The organism is Mucilaginibacter pallidiroseus, from assembly GCF_007846085.1.
GTDB classification, from domain to species: domain Bacteria; phylum Bacteroidota; class Bacteroidia; order Sphingobacteriales; family Sphingobacteriaceae; genus Mucilaginibacter; species Mucilaginibacter pallidiroseus.
The window spans coordinates 139,780-163,173 of record NZ_VOEJ01000005.1; the positions used below are offsets into that span (position 1 = coordinate 139,780).

At 44.4% G+C, this 23,394-nt stretch carries 15 protein-coding genes; 13 read left to right on the forward strand and 2 right to left on the reverse strand.

Going from position 1 to position 23,394, the window contains the following annotated elements:
• Window positions 1-19 precede the first annotated feature (19 nt).
• Window positions 20-3,259, forward strand: coding sequence for an efflux RND transporter permease subunit (locus FPZ43_RS11680; protein ID WP_146382104.1), 3,240 nt, complete (start codon window positions 20-22; stop codon window positions 3,257-3,259).
• Window positions 3,252-4,694 (forward strand): TolC family protein, encoded by a 1,443-nt coding sequence (locus FPZ43_RS11685; protein ID WP_146382105.1) that lies wholly within the window; start codon window positions 3,252-3,254, stop codon window positions 4,692-4,694. Before FPZ43_RS11680 ends, FPZ43_RS11685 begins: the two co-directional genes overlap by 8 nt.
• 93 nt (window positions 4,695-4,787) lie before the next feature.
• Here the strand turns inward: FPZ43_RS11685 and FPZ43_RS11690 are convergent, their stop codons facing one another.
• Window positions 4,788-7,319: a hypothetical protein gene (locus FPZ43_RS11690; protein ID WP_146382106.1), complete on the reverse strand. Its 2,532-nt coding sequence runs from the start codon at window positions 7,317-7,319 to the stop codon at window positions 4,788-4,790.
• A 296-nt stretch (window positions 7,320-7,615) separates the two neighbouring features.
• Between FPZ43_RS11690 and FPZ43_RS11695 the strand changes: the two genes are divergently transcribed.
• From FPZ43_RS11695 to FPZ43_RS11745, 11 genes are all read left to right on the forward strand, one after another.
• On the forward strand, window positions 7,616-9,211 hold the full coding sequence (locus FPZ43_RS11695; RefSeq protein WP_146382107.1) for an alpha-L-arabinofuranosidase C-terminal domain-containing protein: 1,596 nt from the start codon (window positions 7,616-7,618) through the stop codon (window positions 9,209-9,211).
• 76 nt (window positions 9,212-9,287) lie between these two features.
• Complete coding sequence (locus FPZ43_RS11700) at window positions 9,288-10,610, forward strand: sigma-54-dependent transcriptional regulator (protein WP_146382108.1); 1,323 nt, start codon at window positions 9,288-9,290, stop codon at window positions 10,608-10,610.
• Between the two features lie 452 nt (window positions 10,611-11,062).
• Complete coding sequence (locus FPZ43_RS19740; RefSeq protein ID WP_146382296.1) at window positions 11,063-11,140, forward strand: potassium-transporting ATPase subunit F; 78 nt, start codon at window positions 11,063-11,065, stop codon at window positions 11,138-11,140.
• Window positions 11,141-11,152: 12 nt separating this feature from the next.
• Window positions 11,153-12,871 carry a potassium-transporting ATPase subunit KdpA gene (gene kdpA / locus FPZ43_RS11710; protein ID WP_146382109.1) on the forward strand — a complete coding sequence of 573 codons (1,719 nt, stop codon included), beginning with the start codon at window positions 11,153-11,155 and terminating at the stop codon, window positions 12,869-12,871.
• Between the two features lie 8 nt (window positions 12,872-12,879).
• Complete coding sequence (kdpB, locus tag FPZ43_RS11715; protein ID WP_146382110.1) at window positions 12,880-14,913, forward strand: potassium-transporting ATPase subunit KdpB; 2,034 nt, start codon at window positions 12,880-12,882, stop codon at window positions 14,911-14,913.
• 12 nt (window positions 14,914-14,925) lie between these two features.
• Complete coding sequence (locus tag FPZ43_RS11720; protein WP_146382111.1) at window positions 14,926-15,495, forward strand: K(+)-transporting ATPase subunit C; 570 nt, start codon at window positions 14,926-14,928, stop codon at window positions 15,493-15,495.
• Window positions 15,496-15,799: 304 nt separating this feature from the next.
• The gene (locus FPZ43_RS11725; RefSeq protein ID WP_146382112.1) at window positions 15,800-16,879 is read left to right on the forward strand and encodes a porin; all 1,080 of its coding nucleotides are present in this window, start codon (window positions 15,800-15,802) and stop codon (window positions 16,877-16,879) included.
• A gap of 8 nt (window positions 16,880-16,887) precedes the next feature.
• Complete coding sequence (locus FPZ43_RS11730) at window positions 16,888-18,015, forward strand: sensor protein KdpD (RefSeq protein ID WP_146382113.1); 1,128 nt, start codon at window positions 16,888-16,890, stop codon at window positions 18,013-18,015.
• On the forward strand, window positions 18,012-19,760 hold the full coding sequence (locus FPZ43_RS11735) for a sensor histidine kinase (RefSeq protein ID WP_146382114.1): 1,749 nt from the start codon (window positions 18,012-18,014) through the stop codon (window positions 19,758-19,760). The genes FPZ43_RS11730 and FPZ43_RS11735 overlap by 4 nt, the downstream gene beginning before the upstream one ends.
• Window positions 19,761-19,788: 28 nt before the next feature.
• Window positions 19,789-21,222, forward strand: coding sequence for an aspartate kinase (locus tag FPZ43_RS11740; protein ID WP_146382115.1), 1,434 nt, complete (start codon window positions 19,789-19,791; stop codon window positions 21,220-21,222).
• A gap of 9 nt (window positions 21,223-21,231) precedes the next feature.
• The gene (locus FPZ43_RS11745) at window positions 21,232-21,873 is read left to right on the forward strand and encodes a hypothetical protein (protein WP_146382116.1); all 642 of its coding nucleotides are present in this window, start codon (window positions 21,232-21,234) and stop codon (window positions 21,871-21,873) included.
• A 151-nt stretch (window positions 21,874-22,024) separates the two neighbouring features.
• Here the strand turns inward: FPZ43_RS11745 and FPZ43_RS11750 are convergent, their stop codons facing one another.
• The gene (locus FPZ43_RS11750; protein ID WP_146382117.1) at window positions 22,025-23,392 is read right to left on the reverse strand and encodes an HmuY family protein; all 1,368 of its coding nucleotides are present in this window, start codon (window positions 23,390-23,392) and stop codon (window positions 22,025-22,027) included.
• Window positions 23,393-23,394: the final 2 nt, after the last annotated feature.

Consider the following 23,394-nt stretch of genomic DNA (forward strand, 5'->3'; position numbering starts at 1 on the left):
CAACCTAAAACCAATAAACATGTTTAATAAATTTATTCAAAGGCCGGTACTTGCCATAGTGCTGTCACTGGTCATTATATTAATGGGGGTATTGGCTATCGAAACGCTCCCCGTTTCGCAGTTCCCATCCATAGCGCCACCCATGGTGGTGGTAAACGTAGCCTACCCTGGTGCAAGTGCCGATGTATTAGTTAACTCGGTGCTGGTGCCGATGGAAAAAGCCATCAACGGTGCACCTGGCATGAAGTACATGACGTCTGACGCGACAAGCGCCGGTGAAGCTACCATTCAGGTGGTATTTGACCTGGGTACCGACCCTAACCAGGCTGTAGTAAACGTAAAGAACCGCATTGAGCAGGTAACTAATAGGCTGCCAGAGCTGGTACAGCGCGAAGGTTTGGTGGTAAGCTATACATCGCCAAACATGCTGATGTATGTTAACCTTTACAGTAAAGACCCTAAGGCGAATGAAAACTTCCTTTACAACTTTGCCAGCGTTAATATCATTAATGAGCTTAGCCGACTTAAGGGTGTTGGTAGCGCCAAAATTTTGGGTAGCCGCCAGTATGCTATGCGTATATGGCTAAAACCCGACAGGATGCGTGCCTACAACGTATCTACCGAGGAGGTAATGGAAGCCATGGCGCAACAAAGCGTTATCGGTTCGCCGGGCAGGCTTGGCCAAAGCACGGGTAAACGCTCGCAATCGCTCGAGTATGTATTGACCTACGAGGGGCGTTATAATAAGCCCGAGCAATATCAGAATATCATAGTACGCGCCAACAAAGACGGCGAACTGCTTTACTTAAAAGATGTGGCTGATGTTGAGCTGGGTAGCGAGTTTTATGACATCTACTCGAATATGGATGGGCACCCATCTGCAGCAATCACGCTTAAACAAACCTACGGCAGTAACGCCAGCGACGTAATTAAAGAAGTTAAAGAAAAGCTCGAGGAAATTAAGGCACAATCATTTGCGCCGGGGATGGATTACCAGATAAGCTATGACGTGTCCAGCTTTCTTGATGCATCTATGGAGAAAGTTGCCCATACGCTTATTGAAGCGTTTATCCTGGTGGCTATCGTAGTATTTATTTTCCTTGGCGACTGGCGCTCTACGCTGATACCTACCCTTGCTGTACCAGTATCATTAGTTGGTGCATTCTTTTTTATGCAGTTATTCGGGTTAACAATCAACCTAATCACCCTCTTTGCATTGGTACTGGCTATAGGTATTGTGGTGGATAACGCGATAGTCGTCGTCGAGGCCGTGCACATAAAAATGGCCGAAAGCCACTTGACGCCGTTTAAAGCCACCAAGGAGGTTTTGCAGGAAATAAGCGGGGCCATTATAGCTATTACATTCCTGATGACAGCGGTATTTGTGCCGGTGGCTTTTATGACCGGGCCGGTTGGTATATTCTATCGACAGTTCTCTATTACGATGGCTACATCTATCGTGATATCCGGGTTTGTAGCATTGACGCTTACCCCGGTATTATGTGCCATGATCTTACGCAATACGCATGGCCAGCCGCGTAAAAAAACGCCTATCAACCGCATTATTGATGGGTTTAACAATTGGTTTGAGCGGGTAACAGGCTCATACACCACGCTGCTTCATAAAATTGTAAACAGGCGCGTGGTGACATATGGTATGCTCATTGCGTTTTGCGCAGGTATCTATTTCACATCAAATTCGCTACCTGCAGGCTTTATTCCGGGTGAAGATCAGGGCCAGATTTACGCTATTATCCAAACCCCACCAGGATCAACCCTTGAACGCACAAACGACATTGCACGCCAGCTGCAAAAAGTTGCCGAGCACGTTGAAGGCGTATCATCGGTATCGGCATTAGCTGGTTACGAAATCCTTACCGAGGGCCGCGGATCAAACGCCGGTACTTGTTTGATCAACCTGAAAGATTGGTCGGACAGGAAAAAATCAGCAAAAGAACTTATCGAGGAGCTTGAAGAAAAAGCGAAGGTTATTCCGGGAGCCACAATAGAGTTTTTCGAACCACCGGCGGTGCCTGGTTATGGTGCAGCGGGCGGTTTCTCGCTTCGTTTGCTTGACAAAACCAACTCAGGCGAGTACGAATCATTTGGCAAAGTGAACGATGATTTCATGGCGGCTTTGCGGAAACGTAAGGAGCTTACCGGCTTGTTTACCTTCTTCGCGGCCAACTACCCGCAATACGAATTGGAGATTGATAACAAAGCGGCTATGCAAAAAGGTGTAACCATTGATAAGGCCCTTAATAACCTTTCTATCCTGATTGGTAGTACTTACGAACAGGGTTTTGTACGGTTTGGTATGTTTTACAAGGTGTACGTACAGGCATCGCCCGAGTACAGGGCCTTGCCAGATGACCTTTTAAAGCTATACGTAAAAAACAACCGCGACGAGATGGTACCGTACTCTGCCTTTATGAAAATAAAGAAAAAGCAGGGCCTTAACGAGATCACGCGTTTCAACATGTATACCGCATCAGCAATTAACGGAGCCCCCGCCCCTGGCTACAGCAGCGGCGAGGCCATTAAAGCCATACAGGAAGTTGCCAAAAATACGTTACCGCGCGGTTACGATATCGACTGGATTGGTCTTTCAAAAGATGAAGTCGGTCGTGGTAACGAAGCTATTTACATCTTCCTTGTGGTATTGATATTCGTGTACTTCGTGTTGGCTGCCCAGTACGAAAGCTTTATTATACCGCTATCGGTAATCCTGTCATTACCTACAGGGGTATTTGGCGCATTTATATTGCTCAAGATCATGGGGCTATCGAACGACATTTATGCCCAGGTTGGCTTGGTAATGCTTGTAGGTTTATTAGGTAAAAACGCGGTATTGATAGTGGAGTTTGCCGTACAGAAACATCAGCAGGGCGCTACCATACTTGAGGCTGCAATTGAAGGTGCGCGGATACGTTTCCGTCCCATTTTGATGACCTCATTTGCATTTGTCGCCGGTTTAATACCTATGCTTTTTGCGACCGGGCCGGGTGCTTTGGGTAATCGTACCATTGGTGCGGCATCTGCAGGCGGTATGCTATTAGGTACCATCTTCGGGGTAATTATTGTGCCGGGCTTGTACTACATTTTTGCTACGCTTGCCAATGGCCGCAAGCTGATTAGGGATGAAGATGAGTTTCCGCTTAGTGAGGATTTCACCCACTCGAAAAAGAAGAAAAGGAAGTGGCTGTTTAAGTCAAATGACGAGCACCTGTTAACCCCCAATACTGACAATCATGAATAGACAAAGCATTTATAAATACATAGGGTTTACGTGCCTGTCGGTAGCGGTTTGGGCATGTAAAACGCCCCAATTGGAGCAAAACACGCTCGAGAAGAGCAGGAATATGCCCGCGGCTTACACAACAAACCAGGCAGACACCGCAAATACAGCCAAACTTGTTTGGAAAGACTTTTTCAAGGATCCATACCTAACAGCACTTATTGATACCGCCCTCAAAAATAACCAGGAGCTTAACATTACGCTGCAGGAAATTGAAGTGAGCCGGAATGAAATTCGCGCACGTAAAGGCGAATACCTGCCATTTATTGGCCTGCGTGCCGGGGCAGGTTTAGAAAAAGTTGGCCGTTATACCAGCAAAGGAGCAAATGACGCTACAACGGATATCAAACCGGGTAAGGAAATGCCCGAGCCACTGCCCGACTACCTGATATCTGCCTATGCTACTTGGGAGATAGATATATGGAACAAGTTACATAATGCTAAAAAAGCAGCCGTATCAAGGTACCTGTCGACGGTGGAAGGCAGAAACTTCATGGTTACCAACCTGATTGCCGAAATTGCAGATTCGTACTATGAACTGCTCGCGCTTGACAACCAATTGGCCATAGTGAACCAAAACATAGGCTTGCAAACCAATGTGCTTAAAATTGTACGCACGCAAAAGGAAGCAGCACACGCTACCGAACTTGCCGTTAAACGTTTTGAGGCCCAGGTATTGGCTACCCAAAGCATGCAGTATGACATCCAGCAAAAGATTACCGAAACAGAAAATAAGATCAACTTTTTGTTGGGACGTTATCCGCAGCGTATACAACGGGAAATACAGGGTTTTGAAAATCTGAGTCCTACCCCTGTGCAGGCGGGTTTGCCGTCTCAATTGCTGGCCAACCGCCCGGATATCAGGCAGGCAGAGTTTGACTTGGCTGCTTCAAAGCTGGATGTTAAGGTAGCCAAGGCAAGGTTTTATCCATCCCTTGGAATATCAGCAGCTATAGGTTACAACGCGTTTAATCCATCGTACCTGTTAAATACGCCCGAGTCGTTATTGTACTCGCTTACCGGTGATATACTGGCGCCGCTTGTTAACCGTACGGCAATCAAGGCTGGTTACGCTAATGCCAATGCAAAACAACTGCAAGCAGCATACAATTACGAGCGTGTTATTCTTAACGCCTATGTTGAAGTGGCCAACCAACTCTCAAAGATCAATAACCTTGAGAAAAGTTATGATTTAAAATCGCGCCAGGTGCAGGCGCTGTCTCAGTCGGTGAACATTTCTAACACATTGTTTAAAGCTACCCGGGCAGATTACATGGAAGTATTGCTTACCCAACGGGAAGCTCTCGAAGCGAAGTTTGAGCTGATTGAAACCAAAAAGCAACAAATAAATGCACGCATAAATGTGTACCAGGCGCTTGGCGGCGGCTGGAAATAAACATGAGCCCCCACCCCTACTATATAACTGCACCCTTAACGGGTGTTACAACACAAAAGGCCTGCTTGCGCGGGCCTTTTGTGTTATCACTCATTAAGCCGTGGCAGGCTCCCTCCAAAATATCTCTTGTTGCAAACCATGTTCGCGGGTTATTCTGCGTATATCATATTGAAACTGCTTTTTAATATCGGGCTGCCCTTGCATAAAAGCTTCGTTCCTTAACAATAATGCAAGGGTATAAAGCTTTGATAATTTACTTCCTGAGCCTATGGTTATGGCTTCCACATATCTAAATTCGGGCATTATCTGATTTTCGTGCCCGTTTATAACCAGCATTTTAATTTTCATGCATGCCAGCAGTATACGCATAAATGGTGTAAGCAATTCGTAAGCGTACTTTTCTTCGAGCCATTGATATATTGCGGTTACTTCTTCTGCATTCCCAAACCTGAAATAAGCATCGGCTTGTAATATTTTTGAAAAGAAAGTGTAGGTTTCATCATTACGCTGGCCATTGGCATTGCAATAACTGCCATTTATTTTTTTAACAACACGCATCAATTTACGTGGGTTATTAAATAGGTAGCCGGTATAACATGCCAACAGGCAAAGCATATCATTAGACGCGCTATGCTCAAGCTCGTTGTAATATTCATGAGGCCTGCCGGCAAGCCGGGTTAATTCTACAAGTGCTTCACGGTTTACAATTCCATATTTAAAATAGCTGTGCAAAGCCCTTAAAGCCGACAATGGACTAAATGGAAATTCGGCGAATACATCCGCGGGGATAGCACGCATTTTTTCAATACTGTTTTCAACCGCATCCAAATCAAGACCCATAATGCCTATAATGCCCAGGGCTGTGTAAACAAGTATGCGTTTGCGATGCGGAAGATTAAAAAGCAACAATGTATTTAAAGCATTTTGGTACTCGGCGTTAATAAGCTCCAGGCCGAAGAAATACTCAAACATTTGCTTGCTAAAAGGCTGATTAAAATAATTCACCAGCATTTCAGATTTATCTATCAGCTTAAATTCGTTACGCAATAAATCGCCCAAAAAGTTAACCAGCTCCAACTTTTGATTCGTGTCCAGTTCAAGGGATGGGATACGGCTGAAGCTATCCTGCTGGCCTGTGCGTATGGCATGTATAATGCACCATTTCGCAACCGGCAGTTTCAGCTCCGGGCTATTCAACTCGTTATTGATGCGGGCTATGATATTATTATCAAACCTTTCCTGATTTTCATACAGCCATGTGCGTGCTATGCTGTGGCTTGCAAAATGTATGTTGCCAAACCTAACCATATTACGCGCTGCATAACCAACCACTTCATTTATTTCGCGCAAAAATCCCACACCCAATAGCTGCCGGTAGGCAGGCTCATGCAACTTTATCAGGGGTAATAAATCCTGTTTGTCGGTGCCTTCCTCGCTTCCGCTAAGTACCATTTTGTTAACCAGTTCACGGGTAAGCATTATCTTTTCATCAACATATTTGCCAAGCTGCACTTTGTTGAGTATAAACAGCGCACTTATTTCAAACATTAACGTATGGTCAATATGTTTAAATGAAAAATCCTCTTTATGCTCCCTGTAATAAAATTCAAAATAAAGCGGGTGGCCAAAACTATCTGCAACGGCAATACTTACCGACTCTTTCATGGCAGGATTGATATGACTCGATAATGTGCCAATTTCATACGAGTTTAGCAGCGGCACATTGATGCAATTATCTCCGTTTTTAAACCCGGTGTACCAGTTGCTGCTACCTGTGAGCAAATCATGGCGGTAACTTTCCCACGTTGCCGTGCGCATACTAACAATCATTTTAAAAAAGCTGCTTTCACGGTAGATGAAAAACACATCCATCAACTGGTCAATCAATACCTTAAAATGCTCAGGTTTAAACCAGTGCTCATCAAATCCGTCAATAATCAGATAAAAAGTACCATTGTTCCTATCATTTATATCACTGAGTGCTATTGCATCTTTGCCTTGCCCGTAACCTAGTAATCCTTGCAACCAGTCATGCATATTTCGGCCGCTCAGATATGTACTAATTAGTGCTGTGCAGCTAAAAAATAAATAAATATTATCGTCGTGATTCTTAATCTGATGTTCTACCCATCGGCAAGTTGCTATTGTCTTGCCGTAACCGGCAGGTGCTGCGATGATAGTACCGGCCGAGTCACTTTGTAAAAACTCGTCCATATGCCGGTTGATAAATTGCCTGTCAACGGTATGCTGATAGGGTATCCCGCTACGGTTTCGCAATGATTGCAAGGTATATTCTGTTATGCGGTCTGCTTGCTTCTTTAAACCCCTCCATGTTACTTCGCCTGCATTAGTGGCAGCCGGTTGTTCCCTCTCCTGCCAATGCTGCCAACCTTGGTAACCGCAAAATATAGCCATAGCATCCAGGGTAAACATTGATGGCTGGTACTTTGAAAAAGCAAAACCGTACATGCGCTTAATAGTGGTTTCGCTTATTCGGTGTTTTGTTTTCTGCTCGATCACGAAACAAACAACGCGGCAATCGCCGGGGTTGATACGGGAAAGCCCGGCTTTTACAAGTACCTCGGCTTTGAGTAATTCCAGGTGGTGTGCAGAAATAGTGGTCATGATATAAGATTTATAGGTTTAGTTTTAAAGTATTATCTGACAGCTTTTTACCATCAACAGCAAATCTTAGGGATTACTATTTAGCAATACAATACATATACGGGATATCAATAAACTTGGATACCTCTAAGTACCCGAAATATTCTCACAAGTTGTCAAACCCATTCAATGAACAAAATGAACAATATACAGCGCGACATGTATCCGTTTTTAGCGGATTTTACGCTATGTTTTTATTGTTTGCCATATAAGTTATCTGTTCAGTATTTTTACCAGTTCACTTTTTGTTCACCCACATGGCATCTATTTTATCTCGCAGACGATTTATAAATTTAACGGGCATTAGCGGCATTGCACTATCTATTCCTGATTGGGTATTAGCTGGCATTGGCAAAGTGTCTTCAGCAAAAGTTTTAGAAGCCAGCATAGACGTTGATGTGAACAAAGTGATTGCACCAATTGCTCCTGAAATATTCGGGCAGTTTATTGAACATTTGGGCCGGGCCATAGATGGCGGCGTATATGAAGAAGGGTCGACCCTTTCAAATGCCAAGGGTTACCGGAAAGATGTTTTGGAAAAGGTGCAGCAACTGCGGGCAAGTGTATTGCGCTTCCCAGGCGGCACTTTTACCAAAATCTACCATTGGACGGACGGCGTTGGCCCGAAAAAGGACCGGCATGCACGGCCCAACTTGATTTGGGGCGGCGTTACCAACAACCACTTTGGGACCGACGAATTTATTGACTACTCGCGCACTTTAAACGCAGCGCCATATCTTGCTGTTAATATGGGCACAGGCACTGCCGAGGAAGCCGCTAACTGGGTTGAATATTGCAACGGCACGCGCGATACCTATTATGCCAATATGCGCCGAAAAAACGGCAATGATAAACCGTTTAACGTTAAGTATTGGGGTCTGGGCAACGAAGAATCGGCTGAGCCGGACGCGGGAAGGCTGCAAAATGTTAAGGAGTTTACTAAGGAAGCCTGGTTTTATGCTAAGCTGATGAAGCTACAGGATCCGTCCATCAAATTTATTTTGCCGGGTGCCGATGATACGTGGAATGAACAGCTGCTAAAGGATATGAATCCCGTTTGCGATTACATATCAACCCACTACTATGTAAGCACGCCCAAGAGAGATGTGCCCTCCTCATTGTTTGGATTGGTAGATGGCCTGGAAACGCAGATCATCAAGATGAAAAAGCAAATTGCCGATCTTACGCCTGGAAAGGTGACCGGCTTTAGCGAATGGTACCGCTTCCCGCCAAGGCAACAGGCTGTTAAGATATCTTTAGACGAATTAGGCATATGGGAACACGAGGGAGAAGGCGCATACCATTTGGAGAATGCTTACAATTGGAACCACGCCCTGGGCACTGCTACCTTTTATAACATTATGCTGCGCCATGCCGATGTTGTAGGTATGGCCACATGGGCGCAAACGGTAAATGTGTTGGCACCAATCCTAACAAGTAAAACTGCATCAATAGCGCAAACGGTATTTTACCCAATGGTATTTTATCGTAAACATAGTGGTGACACGGCCATTGCTGCAATTGTTAAAACACCCCAAATTGAAATGAAGGATGCAAAAGAACATGCTGCCCTTGATGTAACAGCAACAATAAATAGTAAAGACGGCAGTCTGATCATATTAGTTGTTAATCGCCACGCCGAAGCTGATACTAAAACAAGCCTGGCTGGCATTAGTAACAAATACCGCAGTGCTACAGCGTACGAACTGAACGCTGCAAGTGTATTAGCTGCTAATGATATAAAGCAACCGAAAAAAAACGTGGTAACTGAGAAAGAGCAGGCACTAAGCCTTCCCTTAAGAGAATATACTTTTAAGGCGCACTCGATCACCGCACTTGTCTTTAAGGGCTAATTTTTCGTAAGGCAAGGTTGGCGTTTATACATATATCTTTTCGTTAATTTGTTGCTGATTTAGCACACACCGGCAAATGCAGGCTACAATACTTATCATCGACGACGAAAAAAAGCTGAACGATTTGCTTACGCGCATTATTGGCCTCGAAGGGTTTAATGTTATACAGGCATTCAACGGTAAGGACGGCATGAAGTTGCTGGAGCGCGAAGATGTGCAGGTTGTTTTAAGCGACGTTAAACTGCCCGACGTAAACGGTGTCGACCTGGTTGCATCAATCAAAGCAAAAAAAAGCTATGTTGAGGTTATCAACCTTACTGCGTATGGTACAATAAATGATGGTGTAAAGGCTATAAAGAACGGGGCCTTCAATTACCTTGTTAAGGGCGATGATAATGAAAAAATAATCCCGCTGTTAAACCAGGCTGTAGACAAGGCTCGATTACAACAAGCTGCTTTTAATGCCGATAAAAAAGCTGCCGACAAATTCAGCTTTGCTCAAATAGTCGGCCACTCGAAAGCCATAACAGATGCCGTAAGCCTTGCACGGCGAGTGGCCGCTACCAATACCACGGTTTTATTATTAGGTGAAACCGGTACAGGTAAGGAAGTATTTGCATCGGCCATACATTATGAAAGTGAGCGCCGCCAAATGCCATTTGTAGCCATTAACTGCAGCGCCTTTACAGCCGAGTTATTAGAAAGCGAATTATTTGGTTACAAGGCCGGAGCCTTTAGCGGTGCTAACCGCGATAAAAAAGGCTTGTTTGAAGAGGCCCATCACGGCAGCATCTTCTTAGATGAAATTGGTGAAATGAACCTGGAGTTGCAGGCAAAGCTATTGCGTGTGCTCGAAAGTAAAACGTTCATAAAACTGGGCGATACGCAAACTACTAAAGTTAACATCCGCATTATGGCGGCCACCAATCGCGATCTTCAGCAGGAGGCCGAGGCAGGAAAATTCAGGCTCGATCTATACTATCGCCTTTCGGTATTCACCATATCGCTACCCGCACTTAACCAACGAAGGGAAGATATTGAGCCGCTTGCAAGGTATTATCTCAACTTTTTTGCAGGCAATGAAAATCGACGTATAAAAATGAGCGATGAGTATTTAAAGCTTTTAAAACAGCATAACTGGAAAGGTAATATCCGCGAGCTGAAGAACCTGATTGAACGCTCGGTGATACTGGCAACCGACGAATTAACAGCTGATACCCTACCGCCACATTTCAACAATCAGGTTACGGAATCTTCATCCCTTGATCTGCAAAGCATCGAAAAGCATCACATCAGCAAAGTACTTACGCATACCCGCGGCAACAAAACAGAAACCGCCCGGCTACTCGGCATTGGTTTAACAACGCTATATAGGAAGATTGAAGAATACGGCTTGTAAGATTTATCTTATGATGCCGAAGCATTTACAAACACTTAACTGATAGCATTCTTTCCCCTAAAACCCTCAGCTTGTCATGCTGAACGTAGTGAAGCATCTGATGACGGATTGCAAAGTATGCGAATAGATTCCTCGTCCATCAGAATAACAATAACTTTAACATTGTAGAGAGGCGACTTGCCGTACTTCCTACTCCCCCTTTCAAAACGATAATCAACCCTTCCATAATGGAAGGGTTTTTTGTTTTTAAAACTCTTTCAAGCTCATCTTAAATTAAATAAACAGCTCTTTTACAATTACTTAAACCTTAAAGCATTCACGTTGGCATTCCCATTGGCATAGGGCTCTCAAATTATTATAAAATGCTAACAATACTGCTCTTTTTGGCCATCCTGCTCAGCTGGTGGCTCATCTTCAAATCAATTAACTGGTTCGAAAACATTTAACTCGCCATGATCGCATTATTTATCATTTCAATAGCAGTCTTCATTTACATGGTATATGTACTGCTTAAACCCGAAAACTTTTAAACCGACATCGTAATGAACACCGAACTTTTAGGCATTACAGCATCCTTTGTGCTGATGCTGATTATAGGCATACCGCTCGGCAAATACCTGGCAAAAATATTTGCAGGCGAGCGTGTATGGACCGATTTTATGAAGCCGCTTGAAAATGGCATTTTCAAACTGTCTGGCATTAACCCCAACGAGGGTATGGACTGGAAACAGTTTTTGAAAGCCATGATGGCCATCAACCTTTTATGGCTGGTATACGGCTTTTTTGTGTTACTATATCAAGACAAGCTGCCTTTAAATCCCGATGGCAACCCGGGCATGACGGCCGATCTTGCTTTTAATAGTATTATAAGTTTTGTAGTAAACTGTAACCTGCAGCACTACAGCGGCGAAAGCGGTGCATCATACTTGGTGCAGCACTTTATATTTATGTTTTTGCAATTTGTGAGCGCCGCAACGGGTATTGCCTGTGCTGTAGCAGTGTTTAAAGCGTTCCGCGACAAAACCACTACAGACCTGGGTAACTTTTGGAACTATTTCCTGAAATCGATCACCCGTTTGCTATTACCATTATCAATTGTTGTTGCACTGGTACTAACTTTTAACGGCACCCCTTCAAGCTATGCAGGTAAAGACCAGTTTATCTCTCTACAGGGCGATACCGTGCACGTATCACGCGGGCCAGCTGCTCAATTTATTGCTATTAAGCACTTAGGTACAAATGGTGGTGGTTGGTTTGGCGCAAACTCGGCACACCCGTTAGAGAACCCAAGCTACCTAACAAATATGGTGGAGATCGTTTCGCAAATGATCATTCCTATTGCTATGGTATTGTGCTTTGGCTACTTTATTAAACGTAAAAAGTTAGGCTGGGTAATATTTGGTGTGATGATGATAGGCGCATTAATGTTGCTCATACCATCAATCAGCAGCGAAACGGGCGGCAATTCGGCCATAGCTAAAATGGGTATTGCACAGCCAACCGGCGCTATGGAAGGTAAGGAAGTAAGGCTTGGCCCAACAGCCACTGCTTTCTGGAGTACATTCACCACTATCGTTTCAACTGGCTCGGTAAACGGTATGCATGACAGTACCATGCCCCTAACCGGTTTATGGCAATTGCTGGGAATGATGATTAACGGCTTTTTTGGCGGTTGCGGTGTTGGTGTACTTAACTATTTCATTTATCTAATCATAGCAGTATTTATATCCGGCCTTATGGTTGGCCGTACGCCCGAATTTATGGGACACAAGGTTGAAGCACGCGAAGTTAAAATTGCAGCTTTAATAACATTGCTTAGTCCGTTTTTAATTATGGTGGGCACTGCAGTAGCAGCCTACTTATTTACCAACCATGGCAATGCCGACTGGGCGGTGAAACCATCTGCGTGGTTAAACAACCCAAGTTTTCATGGCTTTAGCGAAATGTTGTATGAAATGACTTCGTCAAACGCAAACAACGGTTCGGGTTTCGAGGGTCTGGGCGATAACAATATTTTCTGGAACGTATCAGCAGGTATTTTGATGATACTTGGTCGCTTCCTGCCAATTATTGGCCCGGTAGCTATTGCTGGCTTGCTGGCCAAAAAGAAATTCATCCCCGAATCTGCAGGTACGCTTAAAACAGATACCGTAACCTTCGGCCTCATGACCTTCGCTGTAATACTTGTTTTAAATGCATTATCATACTTCCCTGCCCTGGCCCTAGGCCCTATTGCAGAGTTCTTTTCAATGCCTAAGTAATCTAAATCATGACAACCAAATCAAATAAATTGTTCGAACCTGCCCTTGTGCAAACCGCACTTAAGGAATCGTTCATAAAACTTGACCCGCGCATAATGATGCGCAACCCGGTAATGTTTACTGTTGAAATAGGCACAGTAATCATGCTATACATGTGCGTATATAGCTTTACACACAGCGGCCAGGGTTCATTCGCATATAACCTTATCATCTTCATTGTATTGTTGCTAACCCTGCTGTTTGCCAATTTTGCCGAAGCTATTGCCGAAGCACGTGGTAAAGCACAAGCCGACAGCCTGCGCAAAACACGTGAAGAAACACCTGCAAACGTATTGCTTAAAGATGGCAGTATAGTACAAAAATCGTCAAACGAGCTGCGTAAAGGCGATATGTTTGTTTGCGAAGCAGGCGACACCATCCCTACCGACGGCGAAATTACTGAAGGCCTTGCAACCATAGATGAATCGGCAATTACGGGTGAGTCTGCCCCGGTTATCCGAGAAGCGGGTGGCGATAAATCATCCGTTACAGGTGGTACGAAGGTATTGTCTGACAAGATAAAGGTTGTGGTTACCACAGAACCCGGCGAAAGCTTCCTGGATAAGATGATTGCATTGGTTGAAGGTGCCTCAAGGCAAAAAACACCAAATGAAATTGCCCTTACTATATTGCTGGCCAGCTTCACGCTGATATTTATCATTGTTTGCGTTACGCTGAAACCATTTGCAGATTACGCCAACACGCCTATTACCATTGCAGCTTTAATTTCTTTATTCGTTTGTTTAATCCCAACCACTATCGGTGGCCTTTTATCGGCCATCGGTATTGCCGGGATGGACAGGGCATTGCGTGCCAATGTGATCACCAAATCTGGTAAAGCGGTTGAAACAGCAGGTGATATCGACGTATTACTTTTAGATAAAACCGGCACCATTACTATTGGTAACCGTAAGGCAACCCAGTTTTGGCCTGCGCCCGGCATATTACCGGAAAATCTTGTAAAGGCTGCTGTCCTATCTTCATTAGCTGATGAAACCCCTGAGGGTAAATCAATTATCGAGCTGGCTCAACAAAGCAATATGTGCATATCGATGGTTGCCCCGCAAGGTGCCGAGTTTATAAACTTTACTGCCGAAACCCGCTCGAGCGGTATCAACACCCCTGATGGGTTGAGAATACGCAAAGGCGCTTTTGATGCAATGCGTAAACTTACATTAAACGCAGGTAATAATTTCTCTGCCGATGTTGAAGAGCGTGTAAAAGCCATTGCATCAAACGGTGGCACACCACTGGTAGTTGCACAAAACGAACAGATTTTAGGCACCATCGAACTTCAGGATATTATTAAGCCGGGCATTGCCGAACGTTTTGAGCGCCTGCGCAAAATGGGTATTAAAACCGTGATGGTAACCGGGGATAACCCGCTTACTGCCAAATTTATAGCGCAAAAAGCCGGTGTGGACGATTTTATTGCCGAGGCCAAGCCTGAGGATAAAATGAACTACATTAAAGCCGAGCAACAAAGCGGCAGGCTGGTAGCCATGATGGGCGATGGTACGAATGATGCCCCTGCCCTTGCCCAGGCAGATGTGGGTGTGGCCATGAACAGCGGTACACAAGCCGCGAAAGAAGCCGGCAACATGGTTGACCTTGACAACGACCCTACCAAATTGATAGAGGTGGTTGAAATTGGCAAGCAGTTGCTTATAACACGCGGTACGCTTACCACATTCTCAATAGCTAATGATGTGGCCAAATACTTTGCCATTGTTCCTGCACTATTTATTGCATCTATACCGGCGTTACAGGCTATTAACATTATGCGCCTGCACAGCCCGGAGAGTGCTATCCTTTCAGCAGTCATATTTAATGCTATTATCATACCTATGCTTATACCATTGGCGCTTAAAGGTGTTGAATACAAACCAATTGGTGCAAGTGCATTATTGCGCCGCAACTTGCTGATATACGGCTTAGGTGGCGTTATTGCACCGTTTATCGGTATAAAACTTATCGATTTACTTATTTCCCTGTTCTTCTAATTAATTAAGATCATGAAAAATTCAAATATCATCAAATCAATACGCATCACATTGGTACTTACCGTGCTGCTATGCGTAATATATCCTGTGCTTATATCTATGGCGGGCAAATTGTCTAAAGGACAGGGTAACGGCGAAACTGTTACGCTTAACGGCAAAGTGGTTGGTTGTGCCAACGAGGGCCAGAAGTTTGATAAGCCCCAATACTTTTGGGGCCGCCCTTCGGCGGTTGATTACAACGCAGCCGGCTCTGCCGGTAGCAACAAAGGCCCAAGCAACCCCGATTACCTTAAACAGGTGAGCGACCGTATAGATACTTTGCTTAAATATCACCCTTACCTAAAACGCAGCGATATCCCTGCCGAAATGGTTACCGCATCGGGCAGTGGTTTGGACCCCGACATTTCTCCTGCAGCTGCTAAAATACAAATTGAGCGTGTTGCCAAAAATCGCTCGCTAAGTGTTGACCAGGTTAGCCAGTTGGTTGCCAAAAACACCGAAGCGCCGCTATTAGGCTTATTTGGCCCGGCCAAGGTGAACGTGTTAAAACTGAATGTAGCTTTAGACGAATTAAAGAAATAAAACATTTTCATGCTGAGACGCGAAGCATTTATCAGCCTAAGTGGCGACACACAAAGCTGATAGATCCTTCGCTCTCGCTCAGAACGACAAAATAACGAAACAACCTTGTCATGCTGAACGCGGTGTAGCATCTATTATTGAACAGAACAACCTGCTTATAGATCTTGCTCACGATCACAAAAAGCAATCTTGTCATGCTGAGGAAAGAAGCATCTATTGCACAACTTGCAAGTTGACACATGTACAGCAATAGATCCTTCGTTTGCAGATGACAATGAATGAATTATATATACACTAACAAAAAATGAAAAAAGTACTATTTTATATTGCACTTATACTTACATCCCTGTCTGTAAAGGCACAGGACTCTACCAAAACCAGCAACCTTAACATTAGCGGCTACGCCGAAATTTATTACGGTTTCGACTTTAATAAGCCCGCTAACAACAATCGCCCGGGCTTTGTATACTCACACAATCGCCATAACGAGGTAAACCTCAACCTGGGGTTTGTAAAAGCAGCTTATGATAACGGAAGTGTGCGCGCCAACGTAGCTTTAATGGCTGGCACCTACGCAAATGCAAACCTTGCTGCCGAGCCCGGTGTACTTAAAAACATCTTTGAGGCTAACGCAGGCTTTAAACTTTCAAAAACGGCAAACCTTTGGGTTGATGCGGGTATCTTTTCATCGCACATAGGCTTTGAAAGCGCCATATCAAAAGATTGCTGGGTGTTAACACGTAACATAGCTTCAGAGAACACCCCGTATTATGAGGCAGGTGCAAAAATCACCTATATTACTAATGATGGTAAACTAACCTTAGACGGCTTATACTTAAACGGCTGGCAGCGCATAAACCGGTTAGATGGCAACAGCAAACCCGCAGGTGGCGCCCAGATAGTATGGAAACCAACATCGGCAGTTACTTTAAACTATAGCAATTACCTGGGTATTGAAGGTGCAGATTCTGTTGGTGTACGCCGTTTTTATAACAACTTTTACGGTATTTTCCAGCTAACAAAAGCTTTAGGCTTAACGGTAGGTTTTGATTACGGCACACAGCAGCAGGCTAAAAACAGCAGCGAATACAACCACATTATTTCGCCGGTTGCTATAGCCCGTTACCAAGTGGCTCCTAAATGGGCAGTTGCCGGTCGCGTGGAATATTACCAGGATAAAAACGGTATGATCATAGCAACAGGAACCCCCAACGGTTTTAAAACAACAGGCTATTCCTTAAACATTGATTATGCGCCGGTTAGCAACGCCGTTATAAGGCTTGAGGGTAAAACATATAGCAGCAAAGATGATATATTTACCCGCAACGGCAACCCGGTAAGCAACAACTCGCTTTTAACGGCAAGTTTTGCCATATCATTTTAAATAAGCATATGCCTCCCGAAACAAACCAAACGGCAAACAATTTTCTGCAACTGGTAAAGCAGTCGCGCAGGGGAAAGCTCAAGATATACATTGGCATGAGCGCTGGTGTGGGCAAAAGCTACCGTATGTTGCAGGAGGCACATGCTCTGCTTAAAAACAATATTGATATACAAATAGGGTACATCGAAACACATAACCGGGCCGAAACCCATGCACTCCTTGGGGGCCTGCCGATAATTGACCGCCGCAAAACCTTTTATAAAGGTAAGGAACTTGATGAGATGGACCTGCAAACCATCCTTAACCGCCACCCCGAAGTGGTGATTGTTGATGAGCTTGCCCACACCAATATTGAAGGCAGCAAAAACAGCAAACGCTGGCAGGATGTAATGGATATTTTGGAAGCTGGCATAAGTGTTATCACCGCGGTAAACATCCAACACCTCGAGAGCCTCAATCAAGATGTTGAGCAGATAACCGGCATTACAATTACCGAACGTATCCCCGACCGTATACTTGACCTTGCCGACGAGGTGGTAAATATTGACCTTACGGCCGACGAGTTGGTTGCGCGATTAAAAGATGGCAAAATATACGAACAGGCCAAGATTGAACGCTCATTGCAAAACTTTTTCAGGAGCGATAAGATCCTGCAATTGCGCGAACTGGCACTTAAAGAAGTGGCTCACCATGTAGAGCGTAAAATAGATATTGAGGTACCCAAGCAAATCAAATTGCGGCCCGAGAAATTCCTGGCCTGCATATCATCTAATGCCGAAACGGCCAAAATAGTGATTCGCAAAACAGCAAGGCTTGCCTCTTACTACCGGTCGCCGTGGATAGTGCTTTACGTACAAAGCAGTAGCGAAAGTTTGGACAGGATAAAACTTGATAAGCAACGCCACCTTATAAATAACTTTAAGTTAGCCACCGAATTAGGCGCCGAACTGATTAAACTTAAAAGTGACGCCATAACACAAACCATTATGAAAGTTGCCGAAGAAAAAGATGTTACCACCATTTGCATTGGCAAGCCGCACTTAAATTTGTGGCAGGTAATACTCCGAACGGCTATCTTTAATGAGTTACTTAACAAAATAGCCAAAACAGAAACAGATCTGGTCATATTATCATGAAAGTAAGAACTAAACTCAGGCTGGGATTCGGCTTTTTATTTGTAATTGTGCTGCTTTTTGGGGTTGCAGCGTTATTTTACATCCGCGATATCTCTGAAAACTCAAAGGTTATTCTGCAGGACAATTATGAGTCGCTGAGCTTTGCCCGGGAAATGCGCTCCATACTGGATAACAACCAATTGCCATTAAATGCCGCAGCAACAAAAAAATTCAATTACTATCTGGCCAAACAGCAACGGAATGTTACCGAGCCGGGCGAACTGAAGTTTACCCAGGCACTACAGCAAAACTTTGTTAAGCTTAACGGCGCCGGAACTGCAAATGCCGAAACCCTGCGACAATTGCGTATGTCACTTAGTGAGATTGAGCGTGTAAATATGAGATCGATCGTCAGGAAAAACGATATTGCTCAGGCTGCAGTAAGCCGGGCTACCCTATTTTTGGGACTGGCCGGCAGCTTTACTTTTTTGGTATTGTTTAGCTTCAGCGTCAACTTTCCCGAATATATCGCCAATCCACTGCGTTCACTTGTAGAAGGTATCCGCGAAATAGGCCAAAAAAACTATGGCAAACGGCTCAATTTTACACAAAACGATGAGTTTGCCGAGGTAGCTGCAGCCTTCAACGCCATGGCCGTTAAATTAAACGACTGGGAGAATAGCAACCTGGCCACCGTTGTATCTGATAAGCGCCGTATCGAAACCATAATTGAACAAATGCAGGACGCCATTATTGGCGTGAATCAAAATGACGAAGTGCTGTTTATCAACAATGCAGCCCGCAAAACACTCAGTTTAAATGATAAAGAAATCACTGGCAAAAACACCGGGTTACTTGCCAAAAGCAACGATCTGCTGCGCGCCATTTTAGCTGTTGGTAACACCGTAAAACCATTTAAAATAGTGATTGATGGGCAGGAAGCGCACTTCCAGTTACAGACTACAGATATACAGGTGCCAAATATTGGCGATACCAACGATGGGTTGAGAATAGCAAGTAAATCTGCCGGTAAGGTTTACATTTTACGCAACATAACCGAATTTAAAGAGCGCGACGAAGCGAAAACTAACTTTATTGCCACGATATCGCATGAGTTGAAAACACCTATCGCGTCTATCAAGATGAGCCTTAAGCTTTTGAATGATAACCGCGTTGGCGAAATGAATAAAGAGCAAGCGCAACTAATAGAACATATTAAAGACGATAACGAACGCTTATTGAAGATAACCAGCGAACTGCTGGAACTATCGCAGGTAGAAACGGGCAACATCCAGCTCAACTTTGTACCATCCAACCCGGTAAATATTATAGATTATGCGGTTGAATCCATTAAATTGCAGGCCGAACATAAGCAGGTGAGTATTGATGCACATGCTGCGGACAAATTACCGCAGGTGCAGGTTGATATCGAGAAAACGGCTTGGGTAATGGTGAATTTTCTGTCCAACGCTTTACGCTATAGCGCCGAGCGGTCAAAAATTTTGATAGACGTAAAACAAGCAGGTGCCTGGGTGGAGTTCTCGGTGAAGGATTTTGGCAAAGGTATTGACGAAAGTTACCAGAAGCGCTTGTTTGATCGCTATTTTCAGGTACCTACCGACGGGCAAAATAAATCGGGATCGGGCCTTGGGCTTGCTATCTCGAAGGATTTTATAAGTGCCCAGGGCGGTACCATTGGCGTTGAAAGCGAATTGGGCAGCGGCAGCCGCTTCTGGTTTAGGTTACCGGCAATTGCCGCGGCTTAACGCCTCGCCAGCTTTTAATATTTATACAATGAACAGAACTATAAAAGACGATCCTGATACGGATCAGAACACACTAACTATCGAAAAAATTGGCGGTACTTCCATGACCGCCTTACAACAGGTAATTGATAATATAATATTGTTTGGCAGCGATGGTAACACACCGCGATACAACCGTGTTTTTGTAGTATCGGCCTTTTCGGGCGTTACTGATATGCTGCTCGAAAATAAGAAGAATGGTAAACCCGGCGTTTACCACGCCTTTAAAAAATACCAGGATTTTAACCGCCCGCTCAAAAAATTAGTTGCCAGCCTTAAAACCATTAATAACAGGTACCAGCCGCTTGGCCTGAATGTGGAGTTAGCTAACATCTTTTTAGAAAAACGGATTTACAAAGCACAAAAATACTTGAGCAACCTAGCAAACATCCTGTCATCAGGCTATGTAAGCAAGGAAGGCATATTGCAGGCCGCACGGGAGATCCTGGCATCTATTGGCGAAACACATTCGGCATATACGCTCACGCAGATACTGCAAAACAGAGGCATTAACACACAGTTAATCGACCTGAGCGGGTTCGACGATCATAACTCCTTTACGATAGACCAACGTATTAAAAGCGCATTTAAACACATCAACCTTAGCGATAGCATTTGCATAGTTACGGGCTATGCGAAAGGCACTGAGGGTATTATGCGCGAGTTTGACAGGGGCTACTCCGAAGTTACCTTCAGCAAAATTGCCCAGATCCTGAAACCGCACGAGGCCATAATCCATAAAGAATACCACCTCTCTACCGCCGACCCGGCAATGGTCGGCATCGATAACTGCCTTCCGGTTGGTTTTACCAATTATGATATAGCCGACCAGTTGGCTGATGTAGGTATGGAAGCCATACATCCAAAAGCATCAAAGCCGCTTGAAATTGGCAAGATTGACCTGCGTATAAAAAATACGTTTGAGCCATCGCACCCCGGTACGCTTATTACCCGCGACTATGTTAGCGAACACAAGCGTGTAGAGATAATTACCGGTACCGACAAGCTTTTGATAGTTGATGTTTACGACCCCAATATGGTTGGCAACGTGGGCAGCGATTTACTGATTATGCAAATATTAGCTAAATACGGAATAAGCTACACGTTTAAAACCACCAGCGCCAACAGCATATCAACTGTTATTTGGGAAAAAGATTATTCTAGAAAACTCATTGCAGACCTGTCTGCGGCTTTTGAACAGGTCACGGTGGCACCTGCGGCGATGGTATGCTTGTTGGGCTCAAATATGGACAGGCCCGGTTTATTGGCCAAAAGCGCAGCCGCATTGGCATCGGTAGATATCAATATCATGAGCGCAGGCTTGGCCATGCGTAAGGTAAATATTCAATTCCTTGTAGCCCGGGAGCATTACGCCGCAGCAATTGTGGCACTCAACAGCGCAATGAGCAGCAATAATAGTTAAACGTTTACTATGAATAGCAAAATTAAGGCTAACGAAGCATACGTTAAACACCACCAGGAAATTGAGGATATAGGCCGGTCAAACGTTTGCCCCATAACCATTTTGGAACAACAGGGTGGGCAGGCGTTTTTATTTAGGAAGATTCAAACATGGTTACGTTTGCAAAACCAAAAGCTTGACTATCGCTTGCTGTATTGCGACATAGCTGTTTGCTGTGTTTATATATTGTTTATTTTCAGCGCGCTTACGTTCAATTCGGTTGTTTTATCGCAAGATTGGCTTTCAGCTATCATCGTAATTGTATTGCTGGCCGGCTGTATACTATTTATAGGCATTCACTTAGTGCCTTATAAAAAAAGTGATACCATCGCCCCCAAGCCTGTTGCTGAAACCTGGGCAAGTTACAGGCAAATAATTAGCAAGCTGCCCGCTGCTTTAAAAGCATATACGTGCACCTTCATTTTACTCCTGCTGATGTTTGGCTATAACGAATTATATCCTATTCAGATGTTAAGCGCATTTTTGTTACTAAGCACTGCAATACTCTTTGGAACAGGTGTTTATTTGCTATCCAAAGCGCTGAACGCCAAATACATCACCAAGGTATATGTTACCGAAACTGCAAGGTTTGTGCGTAACAACCATATATAAAGGCTCAACACCCACTCAATAATAAGGCTGCCTTTTCAGGGGCAGCCTTTCAGGGTTTGTTCGTTACAACCAATTAACTAATAAACCAATTTCAGGGCTGATATGCCGTTTCATAATCATGGCAATTTGATAGCCTTTGTTTGTTTAAGCTTTAGGCTTTTTTAACCAATGCGTATTCAATTTTTGGATAGCCCCTAACACCACCGTCCTGTGTGGTAAAGCTTACAAACTTCAGCTTATATACATTGCCTGCCGCATCTTTTACAACATAAAAACGATCTGTTTTTACACCAACTGTGCCGGTTGTTGCGCGCCAGTTTGATCCGATTGTATTACGGCCCGCCGCAAAGTTTGTAGTGGCAATATTGGCTTCGCCGTAGGCAGCGTAAGTAACCGAGCTGGTAAGCACTTCAGCCACCTGCGTATTGTTAAGGTAGTTGGTAAATACCAGGTCAGAAAAAGCGTATGGGGTTGTGCCGGTGTAGTAAATGCTGTATGTCCATACAATGTCCCAACGGTCTTTAGCCGGCTCAACGGCAACGGCGGCACCGCTGTCAAAATTGATGTAGTTGAAATTGCGAGCTGTATTTTTAGTAACCGTGAGGGTTTTAAATGTAGTTTCGTTGAGCTTGGCATATTGTAGGGTGTAGCCGTTTGTTGCACGCAGTACACGTATCTTTATCAGATCAGCGGCGGCGGCAGTGCTTCCCGAACCACCAACACGGTTAATTACATAAACTTTGTTGTTTGCATCCGTTGCAGACACACCGGCAATAGCTGTTTTTGTTAAATCGCCGTTTACATCATCAAAAGTGCTGAACGATCCTTTGCCAAAACCAAGCTCCAGGTTGGCAAGGGTAACATCATTTGCTGTAACGGCATTGATATCCGTTTTATCAACCATAACGGTCGATGCAACGGCAGTGTTATTTAGAATAACACGGAAATCATCGCCATTATAAAAGCCTAAATCCCAGCTGGTACGCAGTACTGATGATTGCGCGTTGGCACTAAGATCTACATAAACCGAGTTAACCGCTGCCGAACCGCCGGTTCCACCCTCTAACGTTAATGCAGAACCCGTAGATACGATTGAAGAAAAGCTTAGCTTTAGTGTTTTGGTGCTGCCAACAACAACTGGCGAACCTGCAGAGGCTACATCAAATGTAACAGACTCGGTGCCGTTTAAAAACACGCCCTCTTTTTTTGTCAGCTTAAAGGTCACCGAGCTAGCCCCCGCAGGTACGGTTAAATTCAACTGGTTATTTGTTGCAGCAGGCGTCGTAGTAAATTCGGTACCATAGGCCACGCCTGCGCCGGTTAAGTTAACAACAACCGGTACTGCAACATCTGTAGCGCGGCCAAGGTTTAATGTAATGTCGATGGAAGCATCTGCCGATGCAATACCCTGGCTGGCTGCCGTAAAGTTTAGGGTGTTATCGGGTAGTGCAGGGTCGCTCTTTTTACAGGCTGCAGCCAAAATGGTAACGCTTAAGAATAAGTAGAGTAGTTTTTTCATGA

What these genes read in the sequence shown, in the direction of transcription:
- FPZ43_RS11720 (WP_146382111.1), top strand. Translation starts at nt 14,926, where the DNA reads ATGAAAAATTCAAATATCATCAAATCAATACGCATCACATTGGTACTT.
- kdpA (WP_146382109.1), top strand. Translation starts at nt 11,153, where the DNA reads ATGAACACCGAACTTTTAGGCATTACAGCATCCTTTGTGCTGATGCTG.
- kdpB (WP_146382110.1), top strand. Translation starts at nt 12,880, where the DNA reads ATGACAACCAAATCAAATAAATTGTTCGAACCTGCCCTTGTGCAAACC.
- FPZ43_RS11735 (WP_146382114.1), top strand. Translation starts at nt 18,012, where the DNA reads ATGAAAGTAAGAACTAAACTCAGGCTGGGATTCGGCTTTTTATTTGTA.
- FPZ43_RS11690 (WP_146382106.1), bottom strand. Translation starts at nt 7,319, where the DNA reads ATGACCACTATTTCTGCACACCACCTGGAATTACTCAAAGCCGAGGTA.
- FPZ43_RS11745 (WP_146382116.1), top strand. Translation starts at nt 21,232, where the DNA reads ATGAATAGCAAAATTAAGGCTAACGAAGCATACGTTAAACACCACCAG.
- FPZ43_RS11750 (WP_146382117.1), bottom strand. Translation starts at nt 23,392, where the DNA reads ATGAAAAAACTACTCTACTTATTCTTAAGCGTTACCATTTTGGCTGCA.
- FPZ43_RS11740 (WP_146382115.1), top strand. Translation starts at nt 19,789, where the DNA reads ATGAACAGAACTATAAAAGACGATCCTGATACGGATCAGAACACACTA.
- FPZ43_RS11700 (WP_146382108.1), top strand. Translation starts at nt 9,288, where the DNA reads ATGCAGGCTACAATACTTATCATCGACGACGAAAAAAAGCTGAACGAT.
- FPZ43_RS11695 (WP_146382107.1), top strand. Translation starts at nt 7,616, where the DNA reads ATGGCATCTATTTTATCTCGCAGACGATTTATAAATTTAACGGGCATT.
- FPZ43_RS11730 (WP_146382113.1), top strand. Translation starts at nt 16,888, where the DNA reads ATGCCTCCCGAAACAAACCAAACGGCAAACAATTTTCTGCAACTGGTA.
- FPZ43_RS11680 (WP_146382104.1), top strand. Translation starts at nt 20, where the DNA reads ATGTTTAATAAATTTATTCAAAGGCCGGTACTTGCCATAGTGCTGTCA.
- FPZ43_RS11685 (WP_146382105.1), top strand. Translation starts at nt 3,252, where the DNA reads ATGAATAGACAAAGCATTTATAAATACATAGGGTTTACGTGCCTGTCG.
- FPZ43_RS19740 (WP_146382296.1), top strand. Translation starts at nt 11,063, where the DNA reads ATGATCGCATTATTTATCATTTCAATAGCAGTCTTCATTTACATGGTA.
- FPZ43_RS11725 (WP_146382112.1), top strand. Translation starts at nt 15,800, where the DNA reads ATGAAAAAAGTACTATTTTATATTGCACTTATACTTACATCCCTGTCT.